The sequence below is a fragment of the Pseudoalteromonas sp. SWN166 genome (genome assembly GCF_015864485.1).
Classification (GTDB): domain Bacteria; phylum Pseudomonadota; class Gammaproteobacteria; order Enterobacterales; family Alteromonadaceae; genus Pseudoalteromonas.
Genome location: NZ_JADYXB010000012.1, coordinates 41261 through 67059 on the forward strand (window position 1 = coordinate 41261; position 25799 = coordinate 67059).

The window sequence follows — 25799 nt, forward strand, 5'->3', positions numbered from 1 at the left end:
CATTAATCTGCAAAGGGCAGATAGATATTAAATTCAGTATGTCCAGGCCAGCTATCACATTCTATATAGCCATCATGTTGATCAATCAGTGTTTGCGCTATTGAAAGGCCCAACCCAGAGCCACCTTCTTTATTGGTGATCATAGGGTAGAACAGTGTTTCGCGTACACTGGGATCAATACCTGGTCCGTTATCAGATATTTGGATCAACAAGGCTTTTTTAGGTGCTTTACCCGGGCGACGATGCTGATGATTTATGCGGGTTTTTATTGTTATTTCACCGCCATCTACAAGCGCCTGTTGGGCATTTCGAACAATGTTTAATACCACTTGCTGAATTTTGCCTTGATCAATGTATACATCAGGAATACTCGGGTCGTAATCTTTAACTAAGCTAATGTTAGAACAATTATCTAACGTACTTAGCCTTGCAACTGATTCAAGTGATTGATGTATATTGCCATACGATTTTTGAGGAAGTTGATTGGGCCCCAAAAGCCTATCTACTAGCTCGCGTAATCGGTCGGCTTGCTCAATGATGAGCTCAGCACATTGATCTCTTTCTTGTTGATCAACCTCATACTGCAATAACTGCGCCGCTCCGCGAATTCCACCTAAAGGATTTTTAATTTCGTGAGCTAACCCTCTAATTAGGTTTCGGGCAGCTTGATATTGATGCATTTGATTAGACGCTTGGTCGTGCTTAATTTCGTCATCGGTTTGGCGCCACTCAAATAAAATATAAAGCGAGCCATTAAACTTAATTTGTCGTGTACTTACGGCTACTTTTGCATGGCGAGAATCGCTAAAAACCACGTCAGCTCTATGCTGCTGGCAATCTACGCCTTCAACTAGTGAGTATTGTTCTATACGCTTTAAATCGATTGAATGGTAGTTAAAAAGGCTATCAAACGGTTGATCTAATAGGCGCTTATTACCAAGGCCAAGCAGCTCGCTGGTACTGGTATTGGCATATACAACGGTGAAGTTTTTATCAAGTAACATGATAGCGGTTGTTTGATTTTGCCAAATGGCATCGAGTAGCTCAGGGCTAAAGTTTTTATTATTAATCATAGCTGCACCATTTTAGTGCGTGGATGTTTGCAAGCAAGTTATATGGTTAAATACACTGCTGCACGTTTAGTAATGACCCAATTTAGTTACCTAGGTTTAGCCCTTTTCGGTGCATAAAAAATATGCAGGGTTCGCTTGTAGCAATAACTTGGTTTTTACTATTAAAAAGCTTTAATTGTAGTGTGTGCTGACCACGTTCTACATCTCTAATTGCAAAGGTTGAGCTGTCACTGGCTGGGCCGTGTGCTTTACCATCAATAAAAAGTTGTATAGTAAAACCAGTTTCAAAGCGTGGTTTTATTCGGCTAGTTACATAAACAGTGCCGGTATTTTCACGAATAGTCTGGTTATGATCAGGTGAGGAAATAGCAATACTAAAGGCCGCTTGTTGAGGCTGAGGTTGCTCGTCAAAAATGTCAGTATTTGTTGCAGGCATATTAAGATCTTGGCTGGTGAGCTTTACCTCTTGGGCCCCTTTATGAGGGGTGTCTGAGAACACTAATACGCCATTTTTATCTTTCCAAGCGTATATTTTTGTTTCACCGGCATAACCATAATTACTTAATCCTAAAGCAATTAATAGTAATAAAATCTTGTTATTCACTCTGCAGCCCTGCATTTTTATCGGTAACTTAACTTTAGTGGAGATTGACTAATTTTACCATTAAAAAAGCCCGCAAAGCGGGCTTGAGAACACACATATTTTTTACAGCTTAATTAACAGCTGTAGTACATTTCAAACTCAACTGGGTGAGTTGTCATGTTAAGCTTTTCAACTTCTTGAGACTTAAGTGAGATGTAAGCATCGATTAAGTCATCAGTGAAAACGCCACCTTGAGTTAAGAATTCACGGTCTGCGCTAAGTGCAGATAGTGCTTCGTCAAGTGATGCTGCAACAGTTGGAATTTCTGCTGCTTCTTCAGCTGGTAAGTCGTATAAATCTTTATCCATAGCATCGCCAGGATGGATCTTGTTTTTGATACCATCAAGGCCAGCCATAAGCATTGCTGAGAAAGCAAGGTATGGGTTAGCAGTTGGATCCGGGAAGCGTACTTCAATACGACGACCTTTTTCAGATGGAACCACTGGGATACGGATTGATGCAGAACGGTTACGTGCAGAGTATGCAAGCATAACTGGTGCTTCAAAACCTGGTACTAAACGTTTGTACGAGTTAGTAGAGGCATTTGCGAAAGCGTTAATTGCTTTAGCATGCTTGATGATGCCGCCAATGTAGTAAAGTGCATCTTCAGAAAGACCGCCGTACTTATCGCCAGCAAAAAGGTTAACACCGTCTTTAGCTAAAGACTGGTGACAATGCATACCAGAACCGTTATCACCAACAACTGGCTTAGGCATAAACGTTGCTGTTTTACCGTATAAGTGAGCCATGTTATGGATAACATATTTCATTTCTTGAATTTCATCCGCTTTTAATACCATTGTATTAAAGCGAGTAGCGATTTCGTTTTGACCTGCTGTTGCTACTTCGTGGTGATGTGCTTCTACTACTTGGCCCATTTCTTCTAGAACTAGACACGTAGCTGAACGCCAATCTTGGAAGTCATCAACTGGAGCAACAGGGAAGTAACCGCCTTTAACACCTGGACGGTGACCAGTGTTGCCATCTGCATATTCTTTATCTGAGTTCCAAGCAGCTTGCTTAGAATCAATTTTGTACATAGAACCAGACATATCTGATTTGTATTTAACGTCGTCAAATACGAAAAATTCTGGCTCTGGGCCAAATAAAACTGTATCTGCAATACCTGTAGAGCGCATGTAGTCTTCAGCACGCTTAGCAACAGAACGCGGGTCGCGCTCATAGCCTTGTAGTGTAGAAGGCTCTACTACGTCACAACGTAAAATTAATGTCGCTTCTTCAGTGAAAGGGTCTAGTTTGATTGACTCAGGAACTGGCATTAATACCATGTCTGATTCGTTTATGCCTTTCCAGCCTGCAATTGAAGAACCGTCGAACATTTTACCGTCTTCGAAAAAATCTTCATCAACTTGGTGATGAGGAATCGATACATGTTGCTCTTTACCCTTAGTGTCAGTAAAGCGTAAATCAATGAACTTGACGTCATTTTCTTTAATAAAATCTAAAACCGATTGTGACATGTGTCCTCCAACTATTGGGTTTTGTTATTGCTGCATAATTGCTTTGGTATTTACTAAGCTGATTTTGTGCCATTATTGTAACTGGCTGTTTATAAATTAAAAAAATATCATTGCATCAAAATGGAATATATAAACGCACCACATTGGTGCGTAAATATTCCATTTCGGTGCAAAATTTACAGAGCGTAATTTGTTGTTAATTTAATCAGCTGAAATTAGCATAACCTAAATGTAAAAGAGTAACAAAAAGATCGGAAAAATAGCCAAAAAGACTGTTTTTCAAAAAAATATTGAAATTTAATTCATATAATTGTCATATATAAAACAGATACTTAGTAAAAGTATTGAGAAAGTTTTAAAATATGTATTGGATAAACTTTCATCCATGTCATTAATGAGGGATAATATGCGCCCTTTTAAATCCTATGCTGGGACATCTCGCGAAAGCGTGGATGAGTGCGTAGATCTTGCAGGATCATTGAGAATTTAATTTCTCTGAGTAAATATATGAGCATCGAAAAGTTAAGAAATATAGCGATTATCGCGCACGTTGACCACGGTAAAACAACTCTGGTTGACAAACTACTTGAGCAATCAGGTACATTAGAAACACGCGGCGGTAACGAAGAGCGCGTGATGGACTCAAACGACATTGAGAAAGAACGTGGTATTACCATTTTGGCTAAAAACACAGCCATCTCTTGGAACGACTACCATATCAATATCGTAGATACTCCGGGACACGCCGATTTCGGTGGTGAAGTTGAACGCGTACTTTCGATGGCTGACTCAGTATTATTACTTGTTGATGCTCAAGAAGGTCCAATGCCACAAACGCGTTTCGTTACGCAAAAGGCATTCGCGCAAGGCTTAAAGCCAATCGTAGTTATCAATAAAATTGATAAGCCAGGTTCACGTCCTGATTGGGTTATGGATCAAATCTTTGATTTATTCGACAACCTTGGCGCAACTGACGAACAGTTAGACTTTAAAGTAATCTACGCTTCAGCTATCAACGGCTGGGCAACACTAGATTTAGACGAGCCATCAGACAACATGGAACCTATGTTCAAGATGATCGTTGACGAAGTATCACCACCGGATGCAGATCCTGAAGGTGACTTCCAAATGCAAATTTCTCAACTAGATTACAACTCTTATGTTGGTGTAGTTGGTATTGGTCGTATTAAACGTGGTTCTGTTGCTCCTAACCAACAAGTTACTATTATCAGTGCTGATGGCACTACACGTAATGGTAAAATTGGCGCAGTACAAAGCTACCTAGGTCTTGAACGTATCGAAACTGATAGAGCTTACGCTGGTAACATCGTAACTGTAACAGGTATTGGTGAGCTTAAGATTTCTGATACAGTTTGTTTCCCAGGAAACGTTGAAGCATTACCACCATTAAGTGTTGATGAGCCAACTGTAACAATGACATTCTCTGTAAATAACTCACCTTTCTGTGGTAAAGAAGGTAAGTTTGTAACGTCACGTAATATCCGTGAACGTTTAGACAAAGAATTAGTACACAACGTAGCACTTCGCGTTGAAGATACTGGTAGCCCAGATAGCTTCCGTGTTTCTGGTCGTGGTGAATTACACCTAGGTATCTTAATCGAGAACATGCGTCGTGAAGGTTACGAGCTTTCAGTTTCTCGTCCAGAAGTTATCTTACGTACTGTAGATGGCGTTCTAGAAGAACCGTTTGAAACAGTTACTATTGACTGTCAAGACGAGCATCAGGGTTCTGTTATGGAACAAGTTGGCCTACGTAAAGGTGAACTTACTAACATGACTCCAGATGGCAAAGGCCGTATGCGTTTAGATTTCATGATCCCTAGCCGTGGTTTAATTGGTTTCCAAACTGATTTCATGACGCTTACTTCGGGTTCTGGTCTTATGTACCATACGTTCGATCATTACGGTCCTCACAAAGGTGGCGACATCGGTGTTCGTAAGAACGGCGTAATGATTGCAAACGCAACAGGTAAAGCACTTACTAACGCATTATTCAACTTACAAGAACGCGGCCGTTTATTCATCGGTCACGGTGTTGAAGTATACGAAGGTATGGTTATCGGTATTCATAACCGTGATAACGACCTTACAGTTAACGCCCTTAAAGGCAAGCAGTTAACTAACGTACGTGCATCTGGTACTGATGAAGCGCAAACGCTTTCTCCACACCTTAACTACTCACTTGAGCAAGCGCTTGAGTTCATCGATGATGACGAGCTAGTTGAAGTAACTCCACTAAACATTCGTATCCGTAAGCGTTACCTTACAGAAAACGAACGTAAACGTGCAGGTCGTGGACCTAAAGCATAATCTATTAATTTAGAATTGTGATTTTAAAAGCCGCTGTATTGCAAAATACAGCGGCTTTTTTGTGTTTGGTGATTAATTTCACTAAAGTTGAGCTTTAAGGGTTTGAGTATTTCGATTCACTGGCTATAAAAAAATAATCATTCCTAGTTAAGGGTCTTTATATTAAATTCTAAGTCGAAAAAAGTGTGTTGCACTTGCCTCTAAATTTCACTACTCTTTTTAAACTTTATCCTATCGTTAGTAAGGCTATTAACTAAGTTAGAGTTTTCGTCTATTTTGATAATTTTAATATTATGCTTTAAAGCATACTTTTTATATGCACTCTTCTTATTTAGGTCTAAATTAAATAATATAGGTAATGACTCATAATAAGTCTTTTGATTTTTTATAGTTGTTTTATTTGTTGATAAATATCCTATGTTCTTAATAAAATTAAGGCACCAAATATGTCTCATAGTATATTTTTTGAACTCAATAATAGCTTCTCCTTCTGTTAGCTCCAAGTAGTTGGGTTGCTCTTTGAAAAAGTCTTCCATTTTTAAAAAATATCGTATTGCTCGTCTATCACTAGAATTGAAAAACCATTTGCACATTTTTAGCGGTAATTGTATTTCATCCCAATCGAGTTGACCTAAAACAGGTATGTGTAATTTGGCTTTTTGGTGATGCTCATTTTTTATTGTATTCCAACAAAGCCCTTCATAGGCTTCTTGTATTAAATATAAATCAGTTTGTAGTCTGCTTACTTCTTTTCTAAACTTATAGCCTATCCATAAGCGAGCAGCTAGTGCTCCTCCCAATACTGTAAGTACGGGGATTATTATTTTTGAAAGTGTTAAACCTTTAATTATGTCGATCATGCCTTAATACTCTTTTTTATCCACTTAGAATAAAGAGATTACAGGGTTACTTCTTACTTTTTTACTTTTATCCGAAGTTTTTCAAGTTAGTTGTCGTATCAAGTACATGTGCGCCTCTAAAAGCGCAGCGCCTCTTAACCTCTTTGTGAATAATTTACTTAAAGATCTTTTGTACAAGGAGAAGGAAATGAGAGGTAAAATAGGTGAGCTTAAAACCAGCATTATTGTATGTTTGTGTTGGTTTAAGGATGTTTAAAACAATCGATAATGCAAAGCTCCTGTGTTTGTTGGTAGGATATTTTTTCGTTGGGTTTCGCTGCGCTCAACCCAACCTACTTAATTTTTTATTGGTGGGGTGGCTTACTTTTTAGGGAGTAGGGTGATTTTGCCAAATACGTCTGCGTCTATAAACCCACGGTTTCTGTCGCCATTTACTGGCTGTACTTCGTGTGAACCCATAAAGTGTTCGCGCACTTTGCTGCCGTCGTTATCGCAATACGCTAACATAAAGCCAATGACTTGTTTTTCGCTCAGTGTAATTGGTGTATTTACAGCGCCTTCTTTGTAGTCGTTAGGGTAGAGCTTTATCGCTACTTCCCACGTGATGTTAAAAGGTGCAGCGGTGTTGCGCTTCCAGTTACTGACTAGGTGGTCGGTGTACAAATGGGCTTTTTTATCAGGGCCGTAATCGGCAGCTTGGTTATCAAGGCCAATGTGGTACGCCAAAGCGGTGTGATTAAATTGGTGGTTTCCGCCCGATGCATCGCTGTCTATAAACACTTCTAGCGCATCGTCATCCCAATATTTATAGGTTGGATCGGCGTGTGTATCAATTAAAACGTCATCCACAATATCGGCTTGTAGATATAAATAGTTTTGATCCCACAGTAAACGATAACGCCCTTTAAAGTCGGCATCGCTTGATGGCAGTGTGCCATCCATTAAATAAGGCATATCGTGCCAAGCGGCTTTATCCCATGCGCTTTCTGATACGCCATCGACAGTAATTGGGGTTGATGTATGTTCAACATCAATCGCCATTGCAGGAGCGCTTAATAAAAAGCTTAAGGCGAGTGCTAATTTTTTCATTAATCTCTCAATTTTATTGTGTATTTATATTGGTGTAACACACATCCTAAAACAGTTGAGTAATTAGTTACAGTGAAATCCTTTCGCCTTCGTTTAAAATATACAGCGGTGTTTGAGCATCCATTTTTTTAACCATGTGTAATAAGCGCAGTAAGGCCGAGTGGCTAGTATGGTCGCCCATTTTCCAACTTGAGTTACCGTATCCCCACGGTATCATTACTTTGCAGTTAAGATCATTCGCGGCGTTTAGTGCGTCCTCTGGTGTGGTGTGAACGTAACGATAAAATTTACCACTTTCTTTACTGTAGTAAGAAGCGATTGGGATTAAGCACACATCTATATCGCCATATTTTTGCTGTATGTCTTTAAAGTGTTTTGAGTAGCCTGTATCGCCTGCAAAAAATAAGGTACTGCCGTTTTGTTCAAGCAGCCAGCCATTCCATAAGTCTTTATTATTATCTTCGTAAATAAAGGGCACTAATACGCGAGCGCTAAAATGATGAGCTGGCACGGCGTTAATAACTAAGTCGTCAATGTTGGTTGTTGAGTACCACGGCATTTCGGTAATGTTAAAACTGCCAGTAGGGAAGTTGTCGGCCATCCCGAGTGGTGTTAAATAACGAGGTTTATTGCCAATGCTTTGTATGTCGGCTTTATTAAAATGATCGTAATGAATATGCGAATACATTACCGCATCAATATTTTCCAGTTCTTGCTCACTAGGCCAAGCGCCTGCTTTACGATAAATACCACCGCCGAGTTTAAAGCCAAGTGCGACTGGAGAATCAAACTGATTTTTTACCGGATCAAACAGCACATTTTGACCATTTGGGGTGTTAATTACAAAACTAGCGTGGCCAAGCCAGCGTACGGTATAGCCGGTACTAAGTTGTGGTTTAGTTTGCTGGCCTTGGTACTGGCAGTTTTCGCTGCCGGTTTTGCATAGTAAGTCTGGGTGGGCTGGGTAGCAGTTTTTAGTACAGGTAGTGGGATATGTTTTTTCATCTGCGTATAAATTTTTATAACGACCGTTCTTATCATTAATAACAACAACTGAGTCAGAGCTGGTAATACGATTAATATTATTAGGTGCACCGCAGGCAGTTAGTATACATAAGAGTATTGTTGCGGTTAAAAAGCGTTTCATTGTAAATCCCTTTTAGCATGCCTTTAACATAAAAAAGCCTGCAATTAAGCAGGCTTGTTAAAGTAACAAATAATTAGCCAGCGCTATTCATTTGTTCAATAAATTTGTTTGAATCGGCAATCGATTTGTTCATGTCGTTCATCAACAATTGAATATCGCGCTTAAGGTTAGTGAATTCACCTTTAATAGCCGATACCGCTTGTGCATTTAAGTTATGCTTTAAGTACAAAACGTTATCATGAAGCGATGTTAATACTGGCTCCATTTTACTCTCTGCGCTGCGCATAGAGCTGAGTAGCTGATCAAATTGACGCTTAGTAGCGGCTAGCTTTTTGCTGCTTTCACGTTTAAGTGATGCGCTTTTGTATTGCTCTAGCTCATCGGCCCATTCATCAAAAAGCGCCTCTGCTACGTCTTCTACTTTATTGATGTTAGTTGACACTTCGTTAGCGGCTTTTAAGCTCGACTCGTAGTCATCGTTTAATTGATTGTAGGTGTCTTGTAGTTCGCCACCATTAAAATCAATAAGTGTAGTTAAACGTTCAAGAGCCGATTTAAATTCTTCTTGCGACTCCTGCTGTGAATCTTTTGTTTCTTCTACGCGGTCAATAAGAATATCGCGTTTGTGAACACCCACTTTTTCCATCGCAGAATAATAAGCTGATTGGCAGCCAGTTAAAGTAAGTGTTACTACAAGCATTGAAACACTGAGTAATGTTTGTTTTTTCATTTGAATTCCTGTTTACGAGCGTTAGTGCTGTAAATTATGGCGCTGATTGTTATTATAATCAAAACTATATAAGCACAAGTCAATTGTATGAATGATAAGCTCTCACATTACAAACAGCAAGTTAAGTCCTTTATACGCCAGCAACCTGGTTGGTGGATGCAGTATTTTAATCGTTGTATAGACGATCAAATAACGGTTAATGCAGGTTACCTTGCTTACGTGACACTTCTTTCTTTAGTGCCATTAATTGCGGTGGGTGTTGCTATATTTTCAGCCTTTCCGGGCTTTGAATCTACTCGCATGGAAATTGAGAGCTTTTTGTTTACCAACTTTGTCCCTACCTCTACCGATGTTATTAGAGAGCATATTAGCTCCTTTGCGGGCAATGCCAACCAAATGACGGCGGTAGGTATTGGCTTTCTAGCTGCAATAGCCTTGCTGTTAATACGTAATGTAGATGCCACATTGAACCGAATTTGGCGCATAAAGAAAAAGCGCCCAATGATGATCTCATTTGCTGTGTACTGGATGGTTTTGAGCTTAGGGCCTATGTTGCTCGGTGCCAGTATTGGTGTTACCTCTTATATTGTATCTTTGGTGTCGTTTGCTGATCAGGGAATTCCGGGGTTTAGCGGGTTTTTGTTAAAGCTATTGCCGTATGGAATTTCGATGGTGGGCTTTATTATGCTCTACACCTTAGTGCCTAATACACGGGTGTCGTTTAGAGCGGCAATACCTGGCGCTTTTTTTGCGGCACTTTTATTTGAGCTGACCAAAAAAGGGTTTGCACTTTATATTAGTCATTTTCCGTCGTACGAAGTTATTTATGGCGCAGTAGCAACCATTCCTATTTTATTTGTATGGGTGTATTTGTCGTGGGTCGTTGTTTTGCTTGGCGCTGAATTTACTGCGTGCATTAGCCCAAATGATATTCCAGAAACACCAGAGCTTGAACTAGAAGATGATGAACCAGCAGTAAAGGACACAGTTTAAATGCAAGGTTTAATACAACGTGTAAAGCATGCCAAAGTAGAAATTAACAACCAAGTGGTAGGCGAAATTAGCCAAGGTATATTGTTGTTGCTGGGCGTTGAAAAACACGACGACAAACAAACGGCCGATAAGCTTTTACACAAGGTAAGTAATTATCGTATTTTTACTGACGAAAACGACAAAATGAACCTAAGCCTTAAAGATATTAAAGGTGAGTTACTTGTTGTTTCGCAATTTACGCTAGCGGCTGATACTAAAAAGGGTATGCGCCCTAGTTTTTCATCTGCGGCAACGCCAAGCCAAGCTAACGAGCTTTACGAATACTTTGTTACTCAAGCTAAAGTGTTGGGGCTTACAATAGCCACAGGTGAGTTTGGAGCCGATATGCAAGTAAGCTTGTGTAACGACGGACCCGTTACGTTTAACTTATCTGTTTAAGTTTTTGGTTACCACTACAATATGATTTACGTAGCCCGTAATTTTTTGCGGGCTGACGTTACAGCCAAATACATCGAGTAATAGCTGCTGAAGTTGCTTTAATTGCGAATCATGCTGCGATAAAAAGTTAATAAATAGCATGCCGTTGTTATTTAAAGCCGAGTAGATTTTTTTATAAAATGCCTCTTCAAATAAAAATCGAGGCGCGTCTATTTGGCTAAATAAATCGAGAATAATCCAATCAATTTTTTGTGCACTTTTTAAAACCTGCTGTGCATCGGCGCAAAGCAATCGCTCATTTTTATTTGACGAAAAAAATTGTGTGTAGCAATCAATAATATCAGCATTTTTTTCAACGGATGTTATCTGTGCTTTGGGGTATTTGTGTTGTAAATAATTACGAATTGCACCGCCGCCAAGGCCAAGTTCTAACACCTTTTGTGGCGCACTAAGAGTCTGCCAATGCTTACTTAGGCACAATAAATGTGGAAAAAGTAATAAACTCGGGTTATTTAAATCAATAACAGATTGAAGAGTGTCGTTAATAAGTAGCCAGCGTAACTGCTCATGTTCACGTACTTGAATGTGATCGCCACTGCACTTATGCCAATAAATTAACTGCCCAATACGGTGGCTGCTTTCAATAAATTGATCGCTTAGCAAACCAGTTAGTGAATTTATATAATTGCTTTTTTCAGTCATGTCCTCAGCATAAACTAGCAACGTTAAAGCGCAATGACCTTTGTCATTATTTTTTATGTTATTTTACAGCCATCACCAAAGTCGTATTTGCAGTTTTTTAAAGATGGAGTATGGTATTTGCCATAATAATACCAACAGACTTAATTATTTTATTTTTCTAGCTTGGTAGATAATCAATACTATTAATATAGCGCCGTAGCCTTTTTTGACTTTTATTTGCGGTTTATATAACAACAGGAGTATGTATGTTTCAGGTAAGCACCCCACAAAGCAGCGAAGATTGGCAAGCGTATTATCAACTGCGTTGGCAGGTATTACGCGCACCTTGGGGCGAGCCTCGTGGCTCTGAACAAGACGATATGGAACAAGACTCTGAGCATCGCTTTATAAAAAATAAAGAAGGCGAAGTGCTAGGCGTAGCACGTTTGCACTTTAACAGTCATGAACAAGCACAAGTACGCTATATGGCGGTTGCGGAGGGGAACCGTAATCAACATATTGGTAGCCGATTACTTCACGAACTTGAAAAAATAGCCTGGACGCAAAATGCCGGTGAACTGGTGTTATTTGCTCGCGAACGAGCGCTTGAGTTTTATAAGCGCCACGGTTACGAATTAAAAGAAAAAGCGCATTTAGCTTACGGCGATGTACAGCACTTTAAAATGATAAAGCAAAAGCCAAGTGAGCCAGGTTGGTTCCGTCATCCAAATTGGACGCAAGTACTACAAAATACGTGGCGTGAGTCTATTCCAATTAGTGACGCGATGGGTATTAAGGTAGAAAGCTATACCGATTGGCAATTTACAACCAGCGCGGACCTAGACGCTAACTTAAACCTACATAACACCATGTTTGCAGGCTCTATTTATAGCTTGGCTACGCTAACAGGTTGGGGCGCTACGTACTTAGCACTTAAAGAAGCTGGGCTTGAAGGTAATATTGTATTAGCCGATGCTAACATTAAGTACTTAAAACCGCTTACTACTGACCCACGTGGCTGTGTTGATATACAAACCTGTAAGGGCAAGTTAAGCGATTTAGAAACCGATGGTAGAGCAAGTTACGTAGTGCCAGTAACTATTTACGATGGTGATAACGTGGTTGCCGAATTTGAAGGACAGTTTGTAGTAAAAAAATAACTGTTTAGCTGTTCAAAACACAAAAAAGCCAAGCGATGCTTGGCTTTTTCGTGCGTAAAACTTAGGGAAGTATCACAGCAGATCGGTTAATAATATACCTACACCAATACGTTCTACATCCGCATTGTAATCAATTAAGCTTTCGCCATAACCGTTAAAGTATTGTGCATAACCACGAACGCGGCCCCATAAAGGAAACGACCAGTCGAGTTGAATTGCACCACGATTATCTGAATTTAAGTTGTTACGTGTCATAAAGCTAAATTCATGGTCATGAAAACGATACGCGCCGCTAAACTCAAAGTAACCCATGTATTTATATATGTCTGGGTTGTCGTCGCCATTGGCTTCTAAAATATCTTCTTTTTCGTCCTCAGCTATTCGGTACCAAGGTTTAAAGCTAAAAACAAAGCCTCTGTTTTCCCAAATAAAGTCTGCATAAATACGGTTCCACGAACGTGAGTTTGGTTGGCTTCGACCATTTGACTGATGCGAAATACCTAAAGCAATTGCCATTTCGTCGCCCCATAATACGTTTTCTGGGTCGAGGTAATTTATCCAAAATATCTCTGGTTCGTAGTTGGTCTCACGAAATGGAGAAGAAATTTCTGAGTTATAAAGCTGCCAATACGATTGCAGTGTAAAGCCAAAAAATATGGCTTGGTCTTTATCCGAAAAATCATCGTAAAGAGGCACTTTTATCGATAGCTGGTATTTTGCTTCTAAGTTGTCGAGCGGTTCACCGTCGTTGTCGTCGGTTAGTGCATCAAAGCCATCAAATGGGCGATCGTTTGGGTGTGATACGTACGAAAGCGGTAAAATATAGTTACGCTTATGTGGCGTAATTACATTTCTATTTTTTTTACCTACTTCTTCACGAGCTTGGCGTTTATCAAGCGCGGTAAGTTGTTTGTTTTCTTCAAGAGCTGAACACTTTTTACGAAGATCGTCTAATGTTTGTTTACCATCTCCGCCAATTACTTCATTTAAAATACACTGCTTTACAAGTTCGATGTCGTTGTCTTGCTCATTTGTAGCAACTTCTTCTTGTGCGAAGGTAGCTGTACTTATTAAGGCAGAAAGTGTGATCCAGTGGCGCCAGCTCATTGTAATTCCTTGTGGGTTCGGGGTGTGTTGTATGCGTTAATTTAATTATAACGTCTTTTTACATATGTAACGGTGAACTTTTACTGAATTTGTATTTATAACGAGGTTTATACGTATACAAAGTAAATATAGATCAGAAAAAAAGCGGCCTAGGCCGCTTTTTTAATGCACATTAACTATGTGCTCTCACGCAATGAGAAGGGTGAGCTAAAGCTCAAATATGTTAGTAAAAAACTTATAAAGTTCGGTGCCTTGGTTAACACTCGCCGAGGCAAAGTGCAAAATGGCAATTGCATCGCAATCGAGAGTAAGTGTTTGCAGTGGTTGCTCGCTTAAGTAGCGCTCCATTCGTAAAATATTAGCAATAGGCTCACCGGCTTTAATGTGTCCGCCAAGTGGGGCTATGTATTCAACCATGCCGCCAATGGGGGCGTAATAAGTAAAGTAGTCATCTAAATTACATGCATAGCGAGTGATATTAGCTGGCGTATGTGGTGCGTTTTGTAAAACACCTTTGTGATTTAAGTAACTTAAAATGCTGTTAGCATCGTTTAGTGCTTCTTTTAAGTCTATTTTTTCTTGGCTGCCTAGCTCTACAGTAAATGCTTCTACAGGTATTGATAATTCACGACCTTGCTCGCTAAGTGCATCACTTAAATGCCACCATGGGCAAAAGTTAGCTTCATCCATCGCACCGTCAAAATCACTAGGAATAAGCAATACATGCTCAATATTAAAGTAACGCGCGCTGTCGGTTGCATAGGTTGGGCAGTACAAATGCTTGCTTGAAATAGGACCTGTGTGTAAATCGAGTACTATATCAGCCTGATGAGCGAGCTTTTGTAGGTTAAGTGCAATGCGTTTACCCGTATTAAGTAAATAAGCAGGGCCGTTAAGTTTGCTGTCTACTTCGTCAATAAGCGCCTGTTTGAAGTTACTTTTTAATGTCGCGTCGTCATACTGGGTATGATTTTGTGCAAACTGTGCCACTAAATTTTTATTGTAGTGATACATGCGATTCCAATTAGTGCCCGTAATCGGATCGAACCTGCCAAGGGTAAACTCGCCAGATTTTTGATTACAACCAATTGGGTTAGCATAAGGTACTAATGTAATATCGCCATTAAGGTTTAGGTGTTTTAATTGCTCAAGTAGCTGAAAAATAACTGCGTTGCCTTGCACTTCAGCGCCATGCATATTGGCCTGAATATAAACGCTTGGTCCTGTTCCATTACCTTTTAGGCGATACACCGGAATTGTAAGCGGTAAGCCGTTTGCAACTTCCCCTACTACAATGTTCTCTTGGCCGATGTGTGTTGTATTACTCATGCTTATTACCTTAAGTAGTGGCTGGCATTTTCGGCTTGGCGAACACAGGTAAGTTCACCGTTTTGCAATGTGTACTCGCCGGCGAGCTCGTGGCATAAAAAATACGGCATACTTTCGGTAAAGCCGTAAGCACCGCACTGGCTAAACACTAGCCAGTCGTGCTCATTTAAATCGCTTGGTAAGTTATGTTCACCCAAGCAATCAAGCGCTGTACAAAGTGGGCCGTATAAAGTGACCGCTTGAGTTTTAGCACTGGATTCACGCAGTAACGCAGCAGGAAAATCTTGGCTGGTAACAGCAGGGCGTAATAAGTGGTTTATACCGCCGCTTAAAATGACTTGCTGTTGATTATAGTTTTGTTTGCGCTCTATTACTGGGTTTGCGTAATGACCACATTCGCCAACGGCATAACGACCAAGTTCCATCCATAATTCCTCTACACCCGCATCATTTTTAATTTTAGCGAGCGCAGCTATTAAGTCATCCCAATCAAGCGTTGCTTCATTTTGTGTATAAGGAATACCTAAACCGCCACCTAAATCGAGAATTTTAAGGCTAATATTTAAATCGCTGGCAAGTTGGCTAAGAGGTGCAATCATTTGTGACCACAAGTCGCTTAGTTTTTGCGTGCTAAGCATGTTGCCCCACTGAAAAATATGTAAGCCGTCAAACTTAAGTGCAGGGTAGTCGGTTACATTGAGTGCTTGCCACTCATCACAACCCAAACCAAACGGTGTAAGGCTGTCGCCGCCCAGTGGATTTTTTTCACCTTCAGGCCAGCGTAATTGCACTCGGAGTAATACTTGTAACTGCGTATTTTGCAGTTGCGCTTGTTGGTTTAACCAACGTACTTGATTGAGGCTTTCGGCTACGAATATACGTACTCCGCGCTCAATAAAGTGTTTAATTTGTTTAGGGCTTTTTGCAGGCCCTGTGTTGAGCACGCGCTGTGAGCTAATACCTTGTGCTAGCACTTGCTCAAGCTCACCTTTACTTGCTACGTCAAAATTAAAACCAGCGTTGTCTAAGCTTTGAATAATTTTAGACAGTGGATTTGCTTTTACCGCGTACCACAGTTTTACATCGGTTTGCGCAACTAAACGTGCAAGATGCGCGTTTAGTTGATCTAGGTCGTAAACAAAAAAAGGTGTATCAAGTTGTTGTGTAATTGTATTTACAGCGGTTTTGATAGGCGTGCTCAAAAAGCTCATTATCGTAAAACCTCTTCAAGCAATAACGATGCATCGCTTTTCTCGTCGCGGTATTTAACAATTAACGCACACGACATGCTTAAGCCTTGCTCGCGCGCCCACTCGTTTGACGCAGGGCGAGAGCCTGGTATTACAATCGCGTATTCTGGGATTGGCTCGCCTTTATCTAGTTGGCGCTCGTTTACGCAGTCGTATACCGGAATAGTCGCCGATAAACGCACGCCTGGGGCAAGTACTGCACCTTTTTTAATGACTACACCTTCAACAATAATACAGCCAGCGCCAATAAAGGCGTCGTCTTCTACAACTACTGGGCTTGCACCAATTGGCTCAAGTACACCACCAAGCTGCACTGCAGCACTTAAATGTACGTTTTTACCTACTTGTGCACACGAGCCAACTAATGCGTGGCTATCTACCATTGTGCCTTCGTCGATGTATGCACCAATGTTTACATACGCTGGTGGCATAATAATCGTGCCTTTAGCAACATAAGCACCACGGCGAACACTAGAGCCACCCGGCACCATACGTACGCCATCGTCAGTACTAAATTCTTGCGGAGCTAAGTTATGTTTATCAACAAAACCACCTGCAAACTCAGTATTAGTGCCATTTTTGAAGGCATCCAAAATGCCTTGTTTTACTTCTACGTTAGCTTGCCATTGGCCGCTTTCGTTTTGTGATGCTGCGCGTACTGCGCCCGATTCTAAATTATTTAATAGTTCTAACCAGCTCATTATAAAAACCTGTATTTAATGCCAAGATAAAATGGTGTTGTTTGCAGTTGTGATGCAATCGGTTTGAGTTAACTCAAGGTGTGTTAAAGGTGGACGAAGTTGCGGGCTGCTTAAGCGACCTTGCAAATGCATCAATACCTTTACGGGAATAGGGTTTGCAACAGCAAATAGGCTATTAATAGCGCTTGACCACTGGGCAAATAAATTAGGGTGTTGACCACTTAAGCTGCGTTTAACAAACTCGTGAGTTTGTGCGGGCCATGCATTTGCAGCTACCGACACTAAACCTTTTGCACCGGCTTGGGCAAAATATGGCATTAGCGCATCGTCGCCACTAAAAATAGCTAAATTAGGCGCTGCTTGGCGATAAGCTTCAAACTGAGCAATGCTGCCGCTCGCTTCTTTTAGTGCCCATAAATTTTTATTATTTTGTAAGTTTTGAATTGTTGCCGTTGGAATGCTAACAGCACTTCGACCCGGTACGTTATAAAGCATACACGGGTGAACACTTGCATTAAGTAGGCTTTCAAACCAATGAGTTTGACCTATAGCGCCAGGCTTTGCATAAAGCGGTGAGCCAAGTAAAAAGCTATGAATTGGGAGTGTATTACAGTAGTTAACCCACTCAATTTGTTGCTTTAAGTTACTACCGCCCACAGCAACCATGAGTGGTACTGCTGGTTTTAGTTGGCATACGTGTTCAACAATGGCTTGTTGCTCTTTTAGCGTGAGTGCTAAACCTTCGCCCGTACTGCCAAGTAGTAAAATACCGTTATGTGCCGCTTCTTGATCGCTAACCAGTTTAGTTAACGTGTTGTAGTCAACATCGCCGTGTTGATCAAATGGCGTTACGAGCGCGGTCCACAATGAGTAGTCGTTTAAATTGAAGTTGTTGATCATCTCTCACGAACTTATAATTTGTACCAACTTTATTAAAAACGTGATCATTTTAGCGATAACTAATTTAATGCAATTGGTATTATTCGAAGAGTTAAAAAGCTTTATGGAAGGAGCCGCATTAACGTCGTTCGAACTAATAATTCGAAGAGCGAATGGGCTTAAAATAATAGGGCGCACGGCCTTAATATTTAAGACCAGAAGCTCTCCACCAAACTAATAAGCTGCTTTTATAAGCAGCTATTGGTGACAGTCGCTAGGGTTCAACCTAGTCGCCCGAAATAAACACCTCGCAAAAGTGGTTACTTCTCGGCGTTAATTCCCCTCACGTATGCTCACTGGAGTTTGCGCTCCTAACATACGCTACCTGAATAACGCACCTCTTCTAGCCCTTTACACCTGTTTGTAGAGTAAAAACTTACAAACCTGTGCAATTTAAATAGGGTAATTACGGCGATTAAAGCATTTAAGCCGTCTAGGTGTCAAGCGACTAAATGCATATTCATTCATCCATAATGGGAGTGGTTACGTATTGGGTGCTTTTCTCGTACACTAGCAATATAAGTAGTGAGGTATTTAATTAGTATGGAAAAATTTAGCGATATTTATAAGCGAGCGGTAGAGCGAAAAGGCTCCGAAAAAATGCTTAAGTTATTACTTGCAAAACCGCTATCTAAAAAACAACTAAGCACGTTAAGTGACGACGATTGGCTTGAGGAATTTACTCGAAAAGTATTTCAAAGCGGCTTTTATTGGTCAGTCATTAATAATAAGTGGCCAGGCTTTAGAGAGGTTTTTTGGAATTTTAGCGTTGATAAGTTATTAATGATGCCACCTGATATGCTGGAACAAAAAGCAACGGATGAGCGAATCGTTCGTAACTATAAAAAAGTAAAAACAATTACCGAAAATGCTTACATGATCCACGAAATAGCAGGGGAACATGGCAGTTTTAGCCAGTTTGTCGCTAATTGGCCAGCAGACGATATTATTGGTTTATGGGCGTATTTAAAAAAACATGGTTCGCGTTTAGGCGGAAATACAGGACCTTATGCGCTACGAGCACTTGGTAAAGATACTTTTTTACTATCACGCGATGTAGAGAATTACTTACGTGCTCATAAAATTATAGACGGCGGCTTACAAACTAAAAAATCACTGAGTGCTGCCCAAGCTTTTTTTAATGAAATGCAAAAGCAAAGCGGCTTAAGTATGCAAGAGTTAAGTTTAATTGTTGCTTATGGCGTTGGTGACAACCGTGTTGGTATAAGTCAGCAATAATAGGAATTACCATGAAATTAGTGCCAAGATACACAGACATTACGGAAAACTTTGCGATAGAAGATTTCCCTGCAAGTGTTGCCTCTCCTCAGTTATTGCTGTGGAACGAGAGCTTAGCAAAAGAGTTTAATATTAACGTTGCAGCTGATTTGCGTGCTAGCACTTTTAGCGGTAACGAGAAACAGGCGATTCCTGCGGTAGCACTTGGTTACTCTGGGCACCAATTTGGACATTTTTCACCACGTTTAGGCGATGGGCGAGCGCATTTATTGGGCGCTATTAATGATGATAAAAACCAGTTGTGGGATATTCAATTAAAAGGCTCTGGTGCTACTCCTTACTCAAGAGGGGGAGATGGACGTTGTGCTCTTGGTCCTGCTATTCGTGAATACGTAATGAGCGAGGCAATGCATGCACTAGGCATTAAAACCACACGCTGCTTAGCGGTTGTTGGTAGTGGTGAAACGGTTTATCGTAATCCACCACAAGCAGGCGCCATAGTGACTCGTTTAGCAACGAGCCATATTCGTGTTGGCTCGTTTCAATATTTAGCGACGCAAGGCGATGTTGAAGGACTTAAAAATTTAGCCGATTTAGCTATAGAGCGACACTACCCAGAAATAACCGATACAGGATCGCAGCGTTATTTAGCATTTTTAGGCGCTGTGATTAAAAACCAAGTTAAGCTAGTTGTGAGCTGGATGCGTGTTGGCTTTATTCATGGAGTAATGAATACCGATAATACGCTAGTAAGTGGAGAAACCATTGATTACGGCCCCTGCGCCATGATGAATAATTTTGATTTTGACACCGTGTTTAGCTCTATCGATAAACAAGGTCGTTATGCCTTTGGTAATCAACCTAATATAGCTAACTGGAACTGCGCACGCTTAGCTGAGAGCTTAATACCGCTTATTAGTGATGATGACGAGCAAGCTGTTTCGTTAATGACGCCATTTATTAATAGTTTTGCTGAGCAGTTTAATACTGAGTTTACGGCTATGTGGGAGAAAAAACTGGGCTTGAGTGCAAAAAATGCAAGCGGAAGTGAGTTAATTGCAGAGTTATTAACGCTATTAAAAGATAACCAGCTCGACTACACCAATACCTTTGATGCACTTACTGAATCCTTAAAGGGAGAAACAGTAGTACCAGAGTCGCTAATCAAATGGAGAGCTAAGTGGGTAAACTTAACTGACAATAATAGTTATGAAGTAATGAGAGCGGCAAATCCTCGTGTAATTCCTCGTAACCATATGATCGAAAAAATAATTGCAGAGTATAATGCTGCAGGGTCTAGTGAGTTACTAGAGCGCTTTATGAAAATAGTGGGAAATCCGTATTCTGATGATGAAAAGCTATCAGAGTTTCAGGCTGCACCGATAAATGATAATGATTACCAGACTTTTTGTGGTACTTAACTCTTAACTTTAAATATAACCACATGATTAAAAAGAGTCATTTTTTAATCAAACATGCGCATATATCTAGGGGAATGTTAATTCTGGTGGTATTATGCGCCGAATTAAAGCCAAGCAATGTTTTTTTGCATTTACATTTATAAGTGCATTTAATTTAATTGCTCTTACATTCCTTGCTAAGTACTAATTTACAAAAAACTACTATATTTATTTTTCAATAAAGTTTTAATTTCGCCTATAGTAAGTGGATGTGTGTTGTGACTGGGCATAGAAAAAAGTTATAAACTTTATTTTTCGTTAAGTATTGATTAACAAAGGCTCAGTTAGTCTATATAAAACTGATTGAGCTAGTATCGATTAGCTACAATTTAAAATTGTTCAAATGGGAAGAAAACAATGAAATTAAAATCACTTACAATTGCAATCGCGTTGGCTGCAACTAGCGCATCTACATTCGCTGCTGATAAAGAAGAAGGTTTCTACATTGGCGCATTTGGCGACTACTATGACGCATCTTGGAAAAACATGCGTGCTCAAGCTGGTCTTGACGTAAATGAATCAACTGGCTGGGGTGTTGAAGCCGGTTACCGTTTCAGTGATTACTGGAGCGCACGTCTTGAATATGCAGATATGGATTTTAATGCTTTTGATAAAGTTGCTGGCAACCGCAACAGTATTGATGGCGAGCGTTACGGTATTGATGCTCTTTACCATTTAAATGGTGGTCCTTTCTACGGTCTTTTCGGTATTAAAGAAATGGACGTAGTAGATGACAACACATTCTTAAATGCAGGTGTTGGTTACCAACATTTCATTACAGATGGCTTATTTGTAAATGCTGAAACAGCTGTATACCAAGGTCTTGACCGTGGTTACACAGATGTAGGCGCTAAAATTGGTATTAACTACTTATTTGGCCAAAATTCAGCTCCTGTAGAGCCAGTTAAACCAGCTCCAGAGCCTAAGGTAATTGAAGTAGCTGTAGCTCCTACAGATAGCGACAACGACAACATTCCTGATGCAGATGATAAGTGTGCTAACACGCCTATGACTGATGCAGTTGATGGCACTGGTTGTACTTTATATGAAGATAAAGAAGTAACTGTAAGCTTATTAGTGACTTTCCCTAACAATGCTTCAGCAGTATCTACTCAGTACTTAAACGATATTGAAAAAGTATCTGCATTCTTAAAAGAGTACCCAGATACAACAGTACTTTTAGAAGGTCACACTTCTTCTGTAGGTAAAGCAACTTACAACAAATGGTTATCTAAAAAACGTGCTGATGCAGTAGCTAAGCAATTAGTTTCTGATGGCATTGCTAAAGACCGTATTACTACAGTTGGTTTAGGTGAAGAGCGTCTTAAAAATGATGCAAACACTAAAGCTGCAAACGCAGAGAACCGTCGTGTAGAAGCGCATATCAAAACTATCAAAAACGTTAAAGTTTTACGTTAATTAAATAGTTTGTAATAAAAACCCAGCCAAGTGCTGGGTTTTTTTATGCCTGTAATAAATTAATATTGGTTAATGGTAATGATTCTTACTTAACAAGTATTCATGAAAATAGTTTTTACTACAACCACTATTCATAGTATTTATAATCGGTATAATCAGTTGCGTAACTGGATGGATTTTCATCTATCCATAAAAGCTTTATAATTACGCGTTAGAATACTATAAGTATTGGGTAACTTATTTGCGCTTGAAGCGCTACCGGATACTTTCACGTCACCAAGAGGGCAATATTGTGCTACAAGAATATCGTAAACACGTAGAAGAACGTGCCGCGTTAGGTATCGTACCAGCGCCATTAGATGCTCAGCAAACTGCTGATCTTATTGAATTAATCAAAACTCCACCTGCAGGTGAAGAAGAATTCATTTTAGATTTGTTCATTCAGCGTATACCAGCAGGTGTTGATGATGCTGCTTACATTAAAGCGGGCTTCTTAGCAGCTGTAGCTAAAGGTGAAACTAATTCTCCACTTGTTTCTAAAGAAAAAGCGGCAGAATTATTAGGTACAATGTTGGGCGGTTACAATATCGCACCAATGATTGACCTACTTGATGACGAAACACTTGCACCAATCGTAGTTAAAGGCCTTTCAAATACATTACTTATGTTTGATGCGTTCTACGATGTAGAAGAAAAAGCAAAAGCAGGTAATACATTCGCTAAGCAAATTATTGAGTCTTGGGCAAATGCAGAATGGTTTACTAATAAACCAGCTGTTGCTGAAAAGATTTCAGTTACTGTATTTAAAGTAACTGGCGAAACAAATACTGATGACTTGTCTCCTGCACCAGATGCATGGTCTCGTCCAGATATCCCACTTCATGCTTTAGCAATGCTAAAAATTGAACGCGATGGTATTACACCTGATAAAGCGGGCGAAGTAGGTCCAATTACTCAGATTGAAGAATTAAAAACTAAAGGTTTACCACTTGCTTACGTAGGTGATGTTGTTGGTACGGGTTCTTCTCGTAAGTCTGCAACTAACTCTGTACTTTGGTTTATGGGCGATGATATCCCGTTTGTACCAAACAAGCGTGTTGGCGGTGTATGTTTAGGTAATAAAATTGCTCCAATCTTCTTCAACACAATGGAAGATTCAGGCGCATTACCAATCGAATTAAATGTTGATGAACTCAACATGGGCGAGCAAATCGACATTTATCCGTACGAAGGTGTTGTTAAGCAACATGGTACTGATAAAGTGATTTCTACTTTTGAGCTTAAATCTGATGTGATTTTAGATGAAGTTCGTGCTGGTGGTCGTATTCCACTAATTATCGGTCGTGGTTTAACTGATAAAGCGCGTACATCTCTTGGCTTAGGTGCAACTGATACATTTAAAGTACCAACAGCAACAGAAGTTTCTGATAAAGGCTTCACACTAGCGCAAAAAATGGTTGGTAAAGCATGTAACGTTGCAGGTATTCGCCCAGGTCAGTACTGTGAGCCTAAAATGACAACTGTTGGTTCGCAAGATACAACAGGTCCTATGACACGTGATGAACTTAAAGATCTAGCATGTTTAGGTTTCTCTGCAGATTTAACAATGCAGTCATTCTGTCATACATCAGCTTATCCTAAGCCTATCGATGTAAGCACTCACCATACGCTTCCTGATTTCATCATGAACCGTGGCGGTGTTTCACTTCGTCCAGGTGATGGTATTATTCACTCGTGGTTAAACCGTATGTTATTACCAGATACCGTAGGTACTGGTGGTGATTCACATACACGTTTCCCATTAGGTATTTCATTCCCAGCAGGTTCGGGTGCAGTAGCATTCGCAGCAGCAACGGGTGTTATGCCACTTGATATGCCAGAATCTATTTTGGTTCGTTTTAAAGGCGAAATGCAACCAGGTATCACGTTACGTGACCTTGTTCATGCAATCCCTTACTACGGTATCAAGCAAGGTTTATTAACAGTTGAGAAAAAAGGTAAAATTAACGAATTCTCTGGTCGCGTACTAGAAATTGAAGGCGTTGAGCACCTTACTGTTGAGCAAGCATTTGAATTATCAGATGCATCTGCAGAGCGTTCTGCTGCTGGTTGTACAGTTAAACTTTCTAAAGAGTCTATTTCTGAGTACCTTGAGTCTAACATTGTTATGCTTAAGTGGATGATCTCTGAAGGTTACGGCGATGTACGTACGATTGAACGTCGTATTACTGCAATGCAAGATTGGTTAGCTAACCCAGAACTAATGGAAGCTGACGCTGATGCAGAGTATAAGCATATCGTTGAAATTGATTTAGCTGAGATTAAAGAACCTGTTCTTTGTGCTCCAAATGACCCAGATGATGCGCGTCTTCTTTCTGATGTTGCTGGCGAGAAAATTGATGAAGTATTCATCGGTTCTTGTATGACTAACATTGGTCACTTCCGTGCTGCTGGTAAGTTGCTTGATGGCTTTAAAGGACAACTTCCAACTCAACTTTGGGTTGCTCCACCTACTAAGATGGACAAAGACCAACTTACGGAAGAAGGTTACTACGGTATCTTTGGTCGTGTTGGCGCACGTATCGAAACTCCAGGTTGTTCACTGTGTATGGGTAACCAAGCACGTGTTGCAGATAAAGCGACTGTAGTATCTACTTCTACACGTAACTTCCCTAACCGTTTAGGTAATGGCGCTAATGTATTCTTAGCATCATCTGAGCTTGCTGCAGTAGCCGCTATTTTAGGTAGATTACCAACATCTGCCGAGTACCAAGAATATGCAGCGAAGATCAATGCAACGGCGTCAGATACATACCGTTACTTGAACTTCCACCGTATGCCTGCTTACACTAAAAAAGCAGACAACGTGATTATTCAACAAGCTGTATAATTTTTAGAGTTTGTTTAAAAACCCGCTTCGGCGGGTTTTTTATTGGCTAAAATAAATATTAGATAGTTAATGCTCTATTTTATGGTTTATTACATTGAATTTAGCTAATAATTGATTTAAATATAAATAATAAAGCAAAAATTCCTTTCTATATGCATTAAAATCCTCACCAATATTCTCATTATTTTAGGCGAGATTTTATGACAGCATTAAACAACCAGAATTTACTGCAACTACGTTTTGTTAACCAAGCAAATATTGATTTGGTTAAGCCTTCTTTTGATAACCTGCCTGCTAATCCTTATGCAGATGGTGCCTTTCGTAAACGTCGTTACTCAGTAGTTAAAATGCAAAATGGTGAAATAAAGTTACAAGAAACCAAAGCATTTGTTCAAGACGATTCAATTAATACTTTTCAGGGTAATGTAGAGCGTACTTACGAAAACCTAGCGCAAAGTTTACTTGAGTCAGAAGGCATGAAAAGCATTGTGAATGAGTTTCGCCAACTTACCGGTATTGATGAAGAACGTGATATTGAAATCCATCAATTCCGTATGCTTGCCATTGATAGCGATACACCTGCAGCGCCAGAAGGCGTGCATCAAGATGGTTTTGATCATGTATGTATATGCGGCGTTTCTCACGAGAACTTAGAAGGCGGCGAGCTACTTGTATACGAAAACAAGCAAGCTGAGCCTTGTTTTAAAATGGAAATAAAAGACGGTATGTTTGCATTAATAAATGACCGTCAAGTGTGGCACAACGCAACACCTATGAACAAAATTGATGCTAGCAAACCAGGTTACCTGGATTGTTTTGTATTAACGTCTTAAGGAATA

The 25799-nt window shown here is 40.0% G+C and carries 22 protein-coding genes and 1 riboswitch; of the genes, 9 read left to right on the forward strand and 13 right to left on the reverse strand.

Annotation, left to right across the window (positions count from 1 at the left end):
• Positions 1–2: 2 nt before the first annotated feature.
• From glnL to glnA, 3 genes are all read right to left on the reverse strand, one after another.
• On the reverse strand, positions 3–1073 hold the full coding sequence (glnL, locus tag I6F49_RS09415; protein WP_165739234.1) for a nitrogen regulation protein NR(II): 1071 nt from the start codon (positions 1071–1073) through the stop codon (positions 3–5).
• Positions 1074–1155: 82 nt separating this feature from the next.
• Positions 1156–1677, reverse strand: coding sequence for a DUF4124 domain-containing protein (locus I6F49_RS09420; protein ID WP_165739236.1), 522 nt, complete (start codon positions 1675–1677; stop codon positions 1156–1158).
• A 113-nt stretch (positions 1678–1790) separates the two neighbouring features.
• Positions 1791–3197, reverse strand: coding sequence for a glutamate--ammonia ligase (gene glnA, locus I6F49_RS09425; protein WP_024594310.1), 1407 nt, complete (start codon positions 3195–3197; stop codon positions 1791–1793).
• A 507-nt stretch (positions 3198–3704) separates the two neighbouring features.
• On the opposite strand from glnA, the gene typA reads away from it, so the two are divergent.
• On the forward strand, positions 3705–5528 hold the full coding sequence (gene typA / locus I6F49_RS09430; RefSeq protein ID WP_024589533.1) for a translational GTPase TypA: 1824 nt from the start codon (positions 3705–3707) through the stop codon (positions 5526–5528).
• Between the two features lie 200 nt (positions 5529–5728).
• Here typA and I6F49_RS09435 read toward each other — a convergent pair whose 3' ends face one another.
• From I6F49_RS09435 to I6F49_RS09450, 4 genes are all read right to left on the reverse strand, one after another.
• Positions 5729–6388 (reverse strand): hypothetical protein, encoded by a 660-nt coding sequence (locus tag I6F49_RS09435; RefSeq protein ID WP_197180063.1) that lies wholly within the window; start codon positions 6386–6388, stop codon positions 5729–5731.
• A gap of 360 nt (positions 6389–6748) precedes the next feature.
• Positions 6749–7477, reverse strand: a complete 729-nt coding sequence (locus tag I6F49_RS09440; RefSeq protein ID WP_197160717.1) for a CBM9 family sugar-binding protein — start codon at positions 7475–7477, stop codon at positions 6749–6751.
• Positions 7478–7544: 67 nt separating this feature from the next.
• The gene (locus I6F49_RS09445; protein WP_197180065.1) at positions 7545–8624 is read right to left on the reverse strand and encodes an MBL fold metallo-hydrolase; all 1080 of its coding nucleotides are present in this window, start codon (positions 8622–8624) and stop codon (positions 7545–7547) included.
• Between the two features lie 73 nt (positions 8625–8697).
• Positions 8698–9354 (reverse strand): DUF2959 domain-containing protein, encoded by a 657-nt coding sequence (locus I6F49_RS09450; protein WP_197180067.1) that lies wholly within the window; start codon positions 9352–9354, stop codon positions 8698–8700.
• 87 nt (positions 9355–9441) lie between these two features.
• On the opposite strand from I6F49_RS09450, the gene I6F49_RS09455 reads away from it, so the two are divergent.
• On the forward strand, positions 9442–10347 hold the full coding sequence (locus tag I6F49_RS09455; RefSeq protein WP_007582159.1) for a virulence factor BrkB family protein: 906 nt from the start codon (positions 9442–9444) through the stop codon (positions 10345–10347).
• A complete protein-coding gene (dtd, locus tag I6F49_RS09460) occupies positions 10348–10785 on the forward strand; it encodes a D-aminoacyl-tRNA deacylase (RefSeq protein WP_197180069.1) in 438 nt (145 codons plus the stop codon).
• On the opposite strand, the gene I6F49_RS09465 is transcribed toward dtd, so the two are convergent.
• Complete coding sequence (locus tag I6F49_RS09465; RefSeq protein ID WP_197180071.1) at positions 10774–11487, reverse strand: spermidine synthase; 714 nt, start codon at positions 11485–11487, stop codon at positions 10774–10776. The two genes, dtd and I6F49_RS09465, sit on opposite strands and share 12 nt — an antisense overlap.
• Before the next feature lie 245 nt (positions 11488–11732).
• Here I6F49_RS09465 and I6F49_RS09470 point away from each other — a divergent pair, with 245 nt between their 5' ends.
• Positions 11733–12626, forward strand: a complete 894-nt coding sequence (locus tag I6F49_RS09470) for a bifunctional GNAT family N-acetyltransferase/hotdog fold thioesterase (protein ID WP_197180073.1) — start codon at positions 11733–11735, stop codon at positions 12624–12626.
• Positions 12627–12698: 72 nt separating this feature from the next.
• On the opposite strand, the gene I6F49_RS09475 is transcribed toward I6F49_RS09470, so the two are convergent.
• The 5 genes from I6F49_RS09475 to dapA all read right to left on the reverse strand — a co-directional run bounded on the left by I6F49_RS09475 (position 12699) and on the right by dapA (position 17913).
• The gene (locus tag I6F49_RS09475) at positions 12699–13733 is read right to left on the reverse strand and encodes a phospholipase A (RefSeq protein WP_165728327.1); all 1035 of its coding nucleotides are present in this window, start codon (positions 13731–13733) and stop codon (positions 12699–12701) included.
• Positions 13734–13940: 207 nt separating this feature from the next.
• Entirely contained in the window at positions 13941–15062 is a 1122-nt protein-coding gene (locus I6F49_RS09480; protein WP_197180075.1) for a succinylglutamate desuccinylase/aspartoacylase family protein, read from the reverse strand.
• A gap of 5 nt (positions 15063–15067) precedes the next feature.
• Positions 15068–16273 (reverse strand): PLP-dependent decarboxylase, encoded by a 1206-nt coding sequence (locus I6F49_RS09485; RefSeq protein WP_197180077.1) that lies wholly within the window; start codon positions 16271–16273, stop codon positions 15068–15070.
• Positions 16273–17013: a 2,3,4,5-tetrahydropyridine-2,6-dicarboxylate N-succinyltransferase gene (locus I6F49_RS09490; RefSeq protein ID WP_007376223.1), complete on the reverse strand. Its 741-nt coding sequence runs from the start codon at positions 17011–17013 to the stop codon at positions 16273–16275. Before I6F49_RS09490 ends, I6F49_RS09485 begins: the two co-directional genes overlap by 1 nt.
• A gap of 15 nt (positions 17014–17028) precedes the next feature.
• On the reverse strand, positions 17029–17913 hold the full coding sequence (dapA, locus tag I6F49_RS09495) for a 4-hydroxy-tetrahydrodipicolinate synthase (RefSeq protein WP_007579977.1): 885 nt from the start codon (positions 17911–17913) through the stop codon (positions 17029–17031).
• A 190-nt stretch (positions 17914–18103) separates the two neighbouring features.
• A riboswitch (Lysine riboswitch) is annotated at positions 18104–18303 on the reverse strand.
• A gap of 192 nt (positions 18304–18495) precedes the next feature.
• Between dapA and I6F49_RS09500 the strand changes: the two genes are divergently transcribed.
• The 5 genes from I6F49_RS09500 to I6F49_RS09520 all read left to right on the forward strand — a co-directional run bounded on the left by I6F49_RS09500 (position 18496) and on the right by I6F49_RS09520 (position 25793).
• Positions 18496–19191 (forward strand): DNA-3-methyladenine glycosylase I, encoded by a 696-nt coding sequence (locus tag I6F49_RS09500; RefSeq protein ID WP_165728322.1) that lies wholly within the window; start codon positions 18496–18498, stop codon positions 19189–19191.
• An 11-nt stretch (positions 19192–19202) separates the two neighbouring features.
• Complete coding sequence (locus tag I6F49_RS09505; RefSeq protein WP_197141286.1) at positions 19203–20612, forward strand: protein adenylyltransferase SelO; 1410 nt, start codon at positions 19203–19205, stop codon at positions 20610–20612.
• 396 nt (positions 20613–21008) lie between these two features.
• Entirely contained in the window at positions 21009–22070 is a 1062-nt protein-coding gene (locus I6F49_RS09510; protein ID WP_007579984.1) for an OmpA family protein, read from the forward strand.
• Between the two features lie 292 nt (positions 22071–22362).
• Positions 22363–24960, forward strand: a complete 2598-nt coding sequence (gene acnB, locus I6F49_RS09515) for a bifunctional aconitate hydratase 2/2-methylisocitrate dehydratase (protein WP_197141284.1) — start codon at positions 22363–22365, stop codon at positions 24958–24960.
• A gap of 200 nt (positions 24961–25160) precedes the next feature.
• A complete protein-coding gene (locus I6F49_RS09520) occupies positions 25161–25793 on the forward strand; it encodes a 2OG-Fe dioxygenase family protein (RefSeq protein ID WP_197180079.1) in 633 nt (210 codons plus the stop codon).
• The last annotated feature ends 6 nt before the right edge of the window (positions 25794–25799 follow it).

What these genes read in the sequence shown, in the direction of transcription:
- I6F49_RS09475 (WP_165728327.1), bottom strand. Translation starts at nt 13,733, where the DNA reads ATGAGCTGGCGCCACTGGATCACACTTTCTGCCTTAATAAGTACAGCT.
- I6F49_RS09520 (WP_197180079.1), top strand. Translation starts at nt 25,161, where the DNA reads ATGACAGCATTAAACAACCAGAATTTACTGCAACTACGTTTTGTTAAC.
- I6F49_RS09510 (WP_007579984.1), top strand. Translation starts at nt 21,009, where the DNA reads ATGAAATTAAAATCACTTACAATTGCAATCGCGTTGGCTGCAACTAGC.
- I6F49_RS09480 (WP_197180075.1), bottom strand. Translation starts at nt 15,062, where the DNA reads ATGAGTAATACAACACACATCGGCCAAGAGAACATTGTAGTAGGGGAA.
- glnL (WP_165739234.1), bottom strand. Translation starts at nt 1,073, where the DNA reads ATGATTAATAATAAAAACTTTAGCCCTGAGCTACTCGATGCCATTTGG.
- I6F49_RS09465 (WP_197180071.1), bottom strand. Translation starts at nt 11,487, where the DNA reads ATGACTGAAAAAAGCAATTATATAAATTCACTAACTGGTTTGCTAAGC.
- typA (WP_024589533.1), top strand. Translation starts at nt 3,705, where the DNA reads ATGAGCATCGAAAAGTTAAGAAATATAGCGATTATCGCGCACGTTGAC.
- I6F49_RS09435 (WP_197180063.1), bottom strand. Translation starts at nt 6,388, where the DNA reads ATGATCGACATAATTAAAGGTTTAACACTTTCAAAAATAATAATCCCC.
- I6F49_RS09500 (WP_165728322.1), top strand. Translation starts at nt 18,496, where the DNA reads ATGGAAAAATTTAGCGATATTTATAAGCGAGCGGTAGAGCGAAAAGGC.
- I6F49_RS09485 (WP_197180077.1), bottom strand. Translation starts at nt 16,273, where the DNA reads ATGAGCTTTTTGAGCACGCCTATCAAAACCGCTGTAAATACAATTACA.
- I6F49_RS09440 (WP_197160717.1), bottom strand. Translation starts at nt 7,477, where the DNA reads ATGAAAAAATTAGCACTCGCCTTAAGCTTTTTATTAAGCGCTCCTGCA.
- I6F49_RS09455 (WP_007582159.1), top strand. Translation starts at nt 9,442, where the DNA reads ATGAATGATAAGCTCTCACATTACAAACAGCAAGTTAAGTCCTTTATA.
- I6F49_RS09490 (WP_007376223.1), bottom strand. Translation starts at nt 17,013, where the DNA reads ATGAGCTGGTTAGAACTATTAAATAATTTAGAATCGGGCGCAGTACGC.
- I6F49_RS09470 (WP_197180073.1), top strand. Translation starts at nt 11,733, where the DNA reads ATGTTTCAGGTAAGCACCCCACAAAGCAGCGAAGATTGGCAAGCGTAT.
- I6F49_RS09445 (WP_197180065.1), bottom strand. Translation starts at nt 8,624, where the DNA reads ATGAAACGCTTTTTAACCGCAACAATACTCTTATGTATACTAACTGCC.
- glnA (WP_024594310.1), bottom strand. Translation starts at nt 3,197, where the DNA reads ATGTCACAATCGGTTTTAGATTTTATTAAAGAAAATGACGTCAAGTTC.
- dtd (WP_197180069.1), top strand. Translation starts at nt 10,348, where the DNA reads ATGCAAGGTTTAATACAACGTGTAAAGCATGCCAAAGTAGAAATTAAC.
- I6F49_RS09505 (WP_197141286.1), top strand. Translation starts at nt 19,203, where the DNA reads ATGAAATTAGTGCCAAGATACACAGACATTACGGAAAACTTTGCGATA.
- I6F49_RS09450 (WP_197180067.1), bottom strand. Translation starts at nt 9,354, where the DNA reads ATGAAAAAACAAACATTACTCAGTGTTTCAATGCTTGTAGTAACACTT.
- dapA (WP_007579977.1), bottom strand. Translation starts at nt 17,913, where the DNA reads ATGATCAACAACTTCAATTTAAACGACTACTCATTGTGGACCGCGCTC.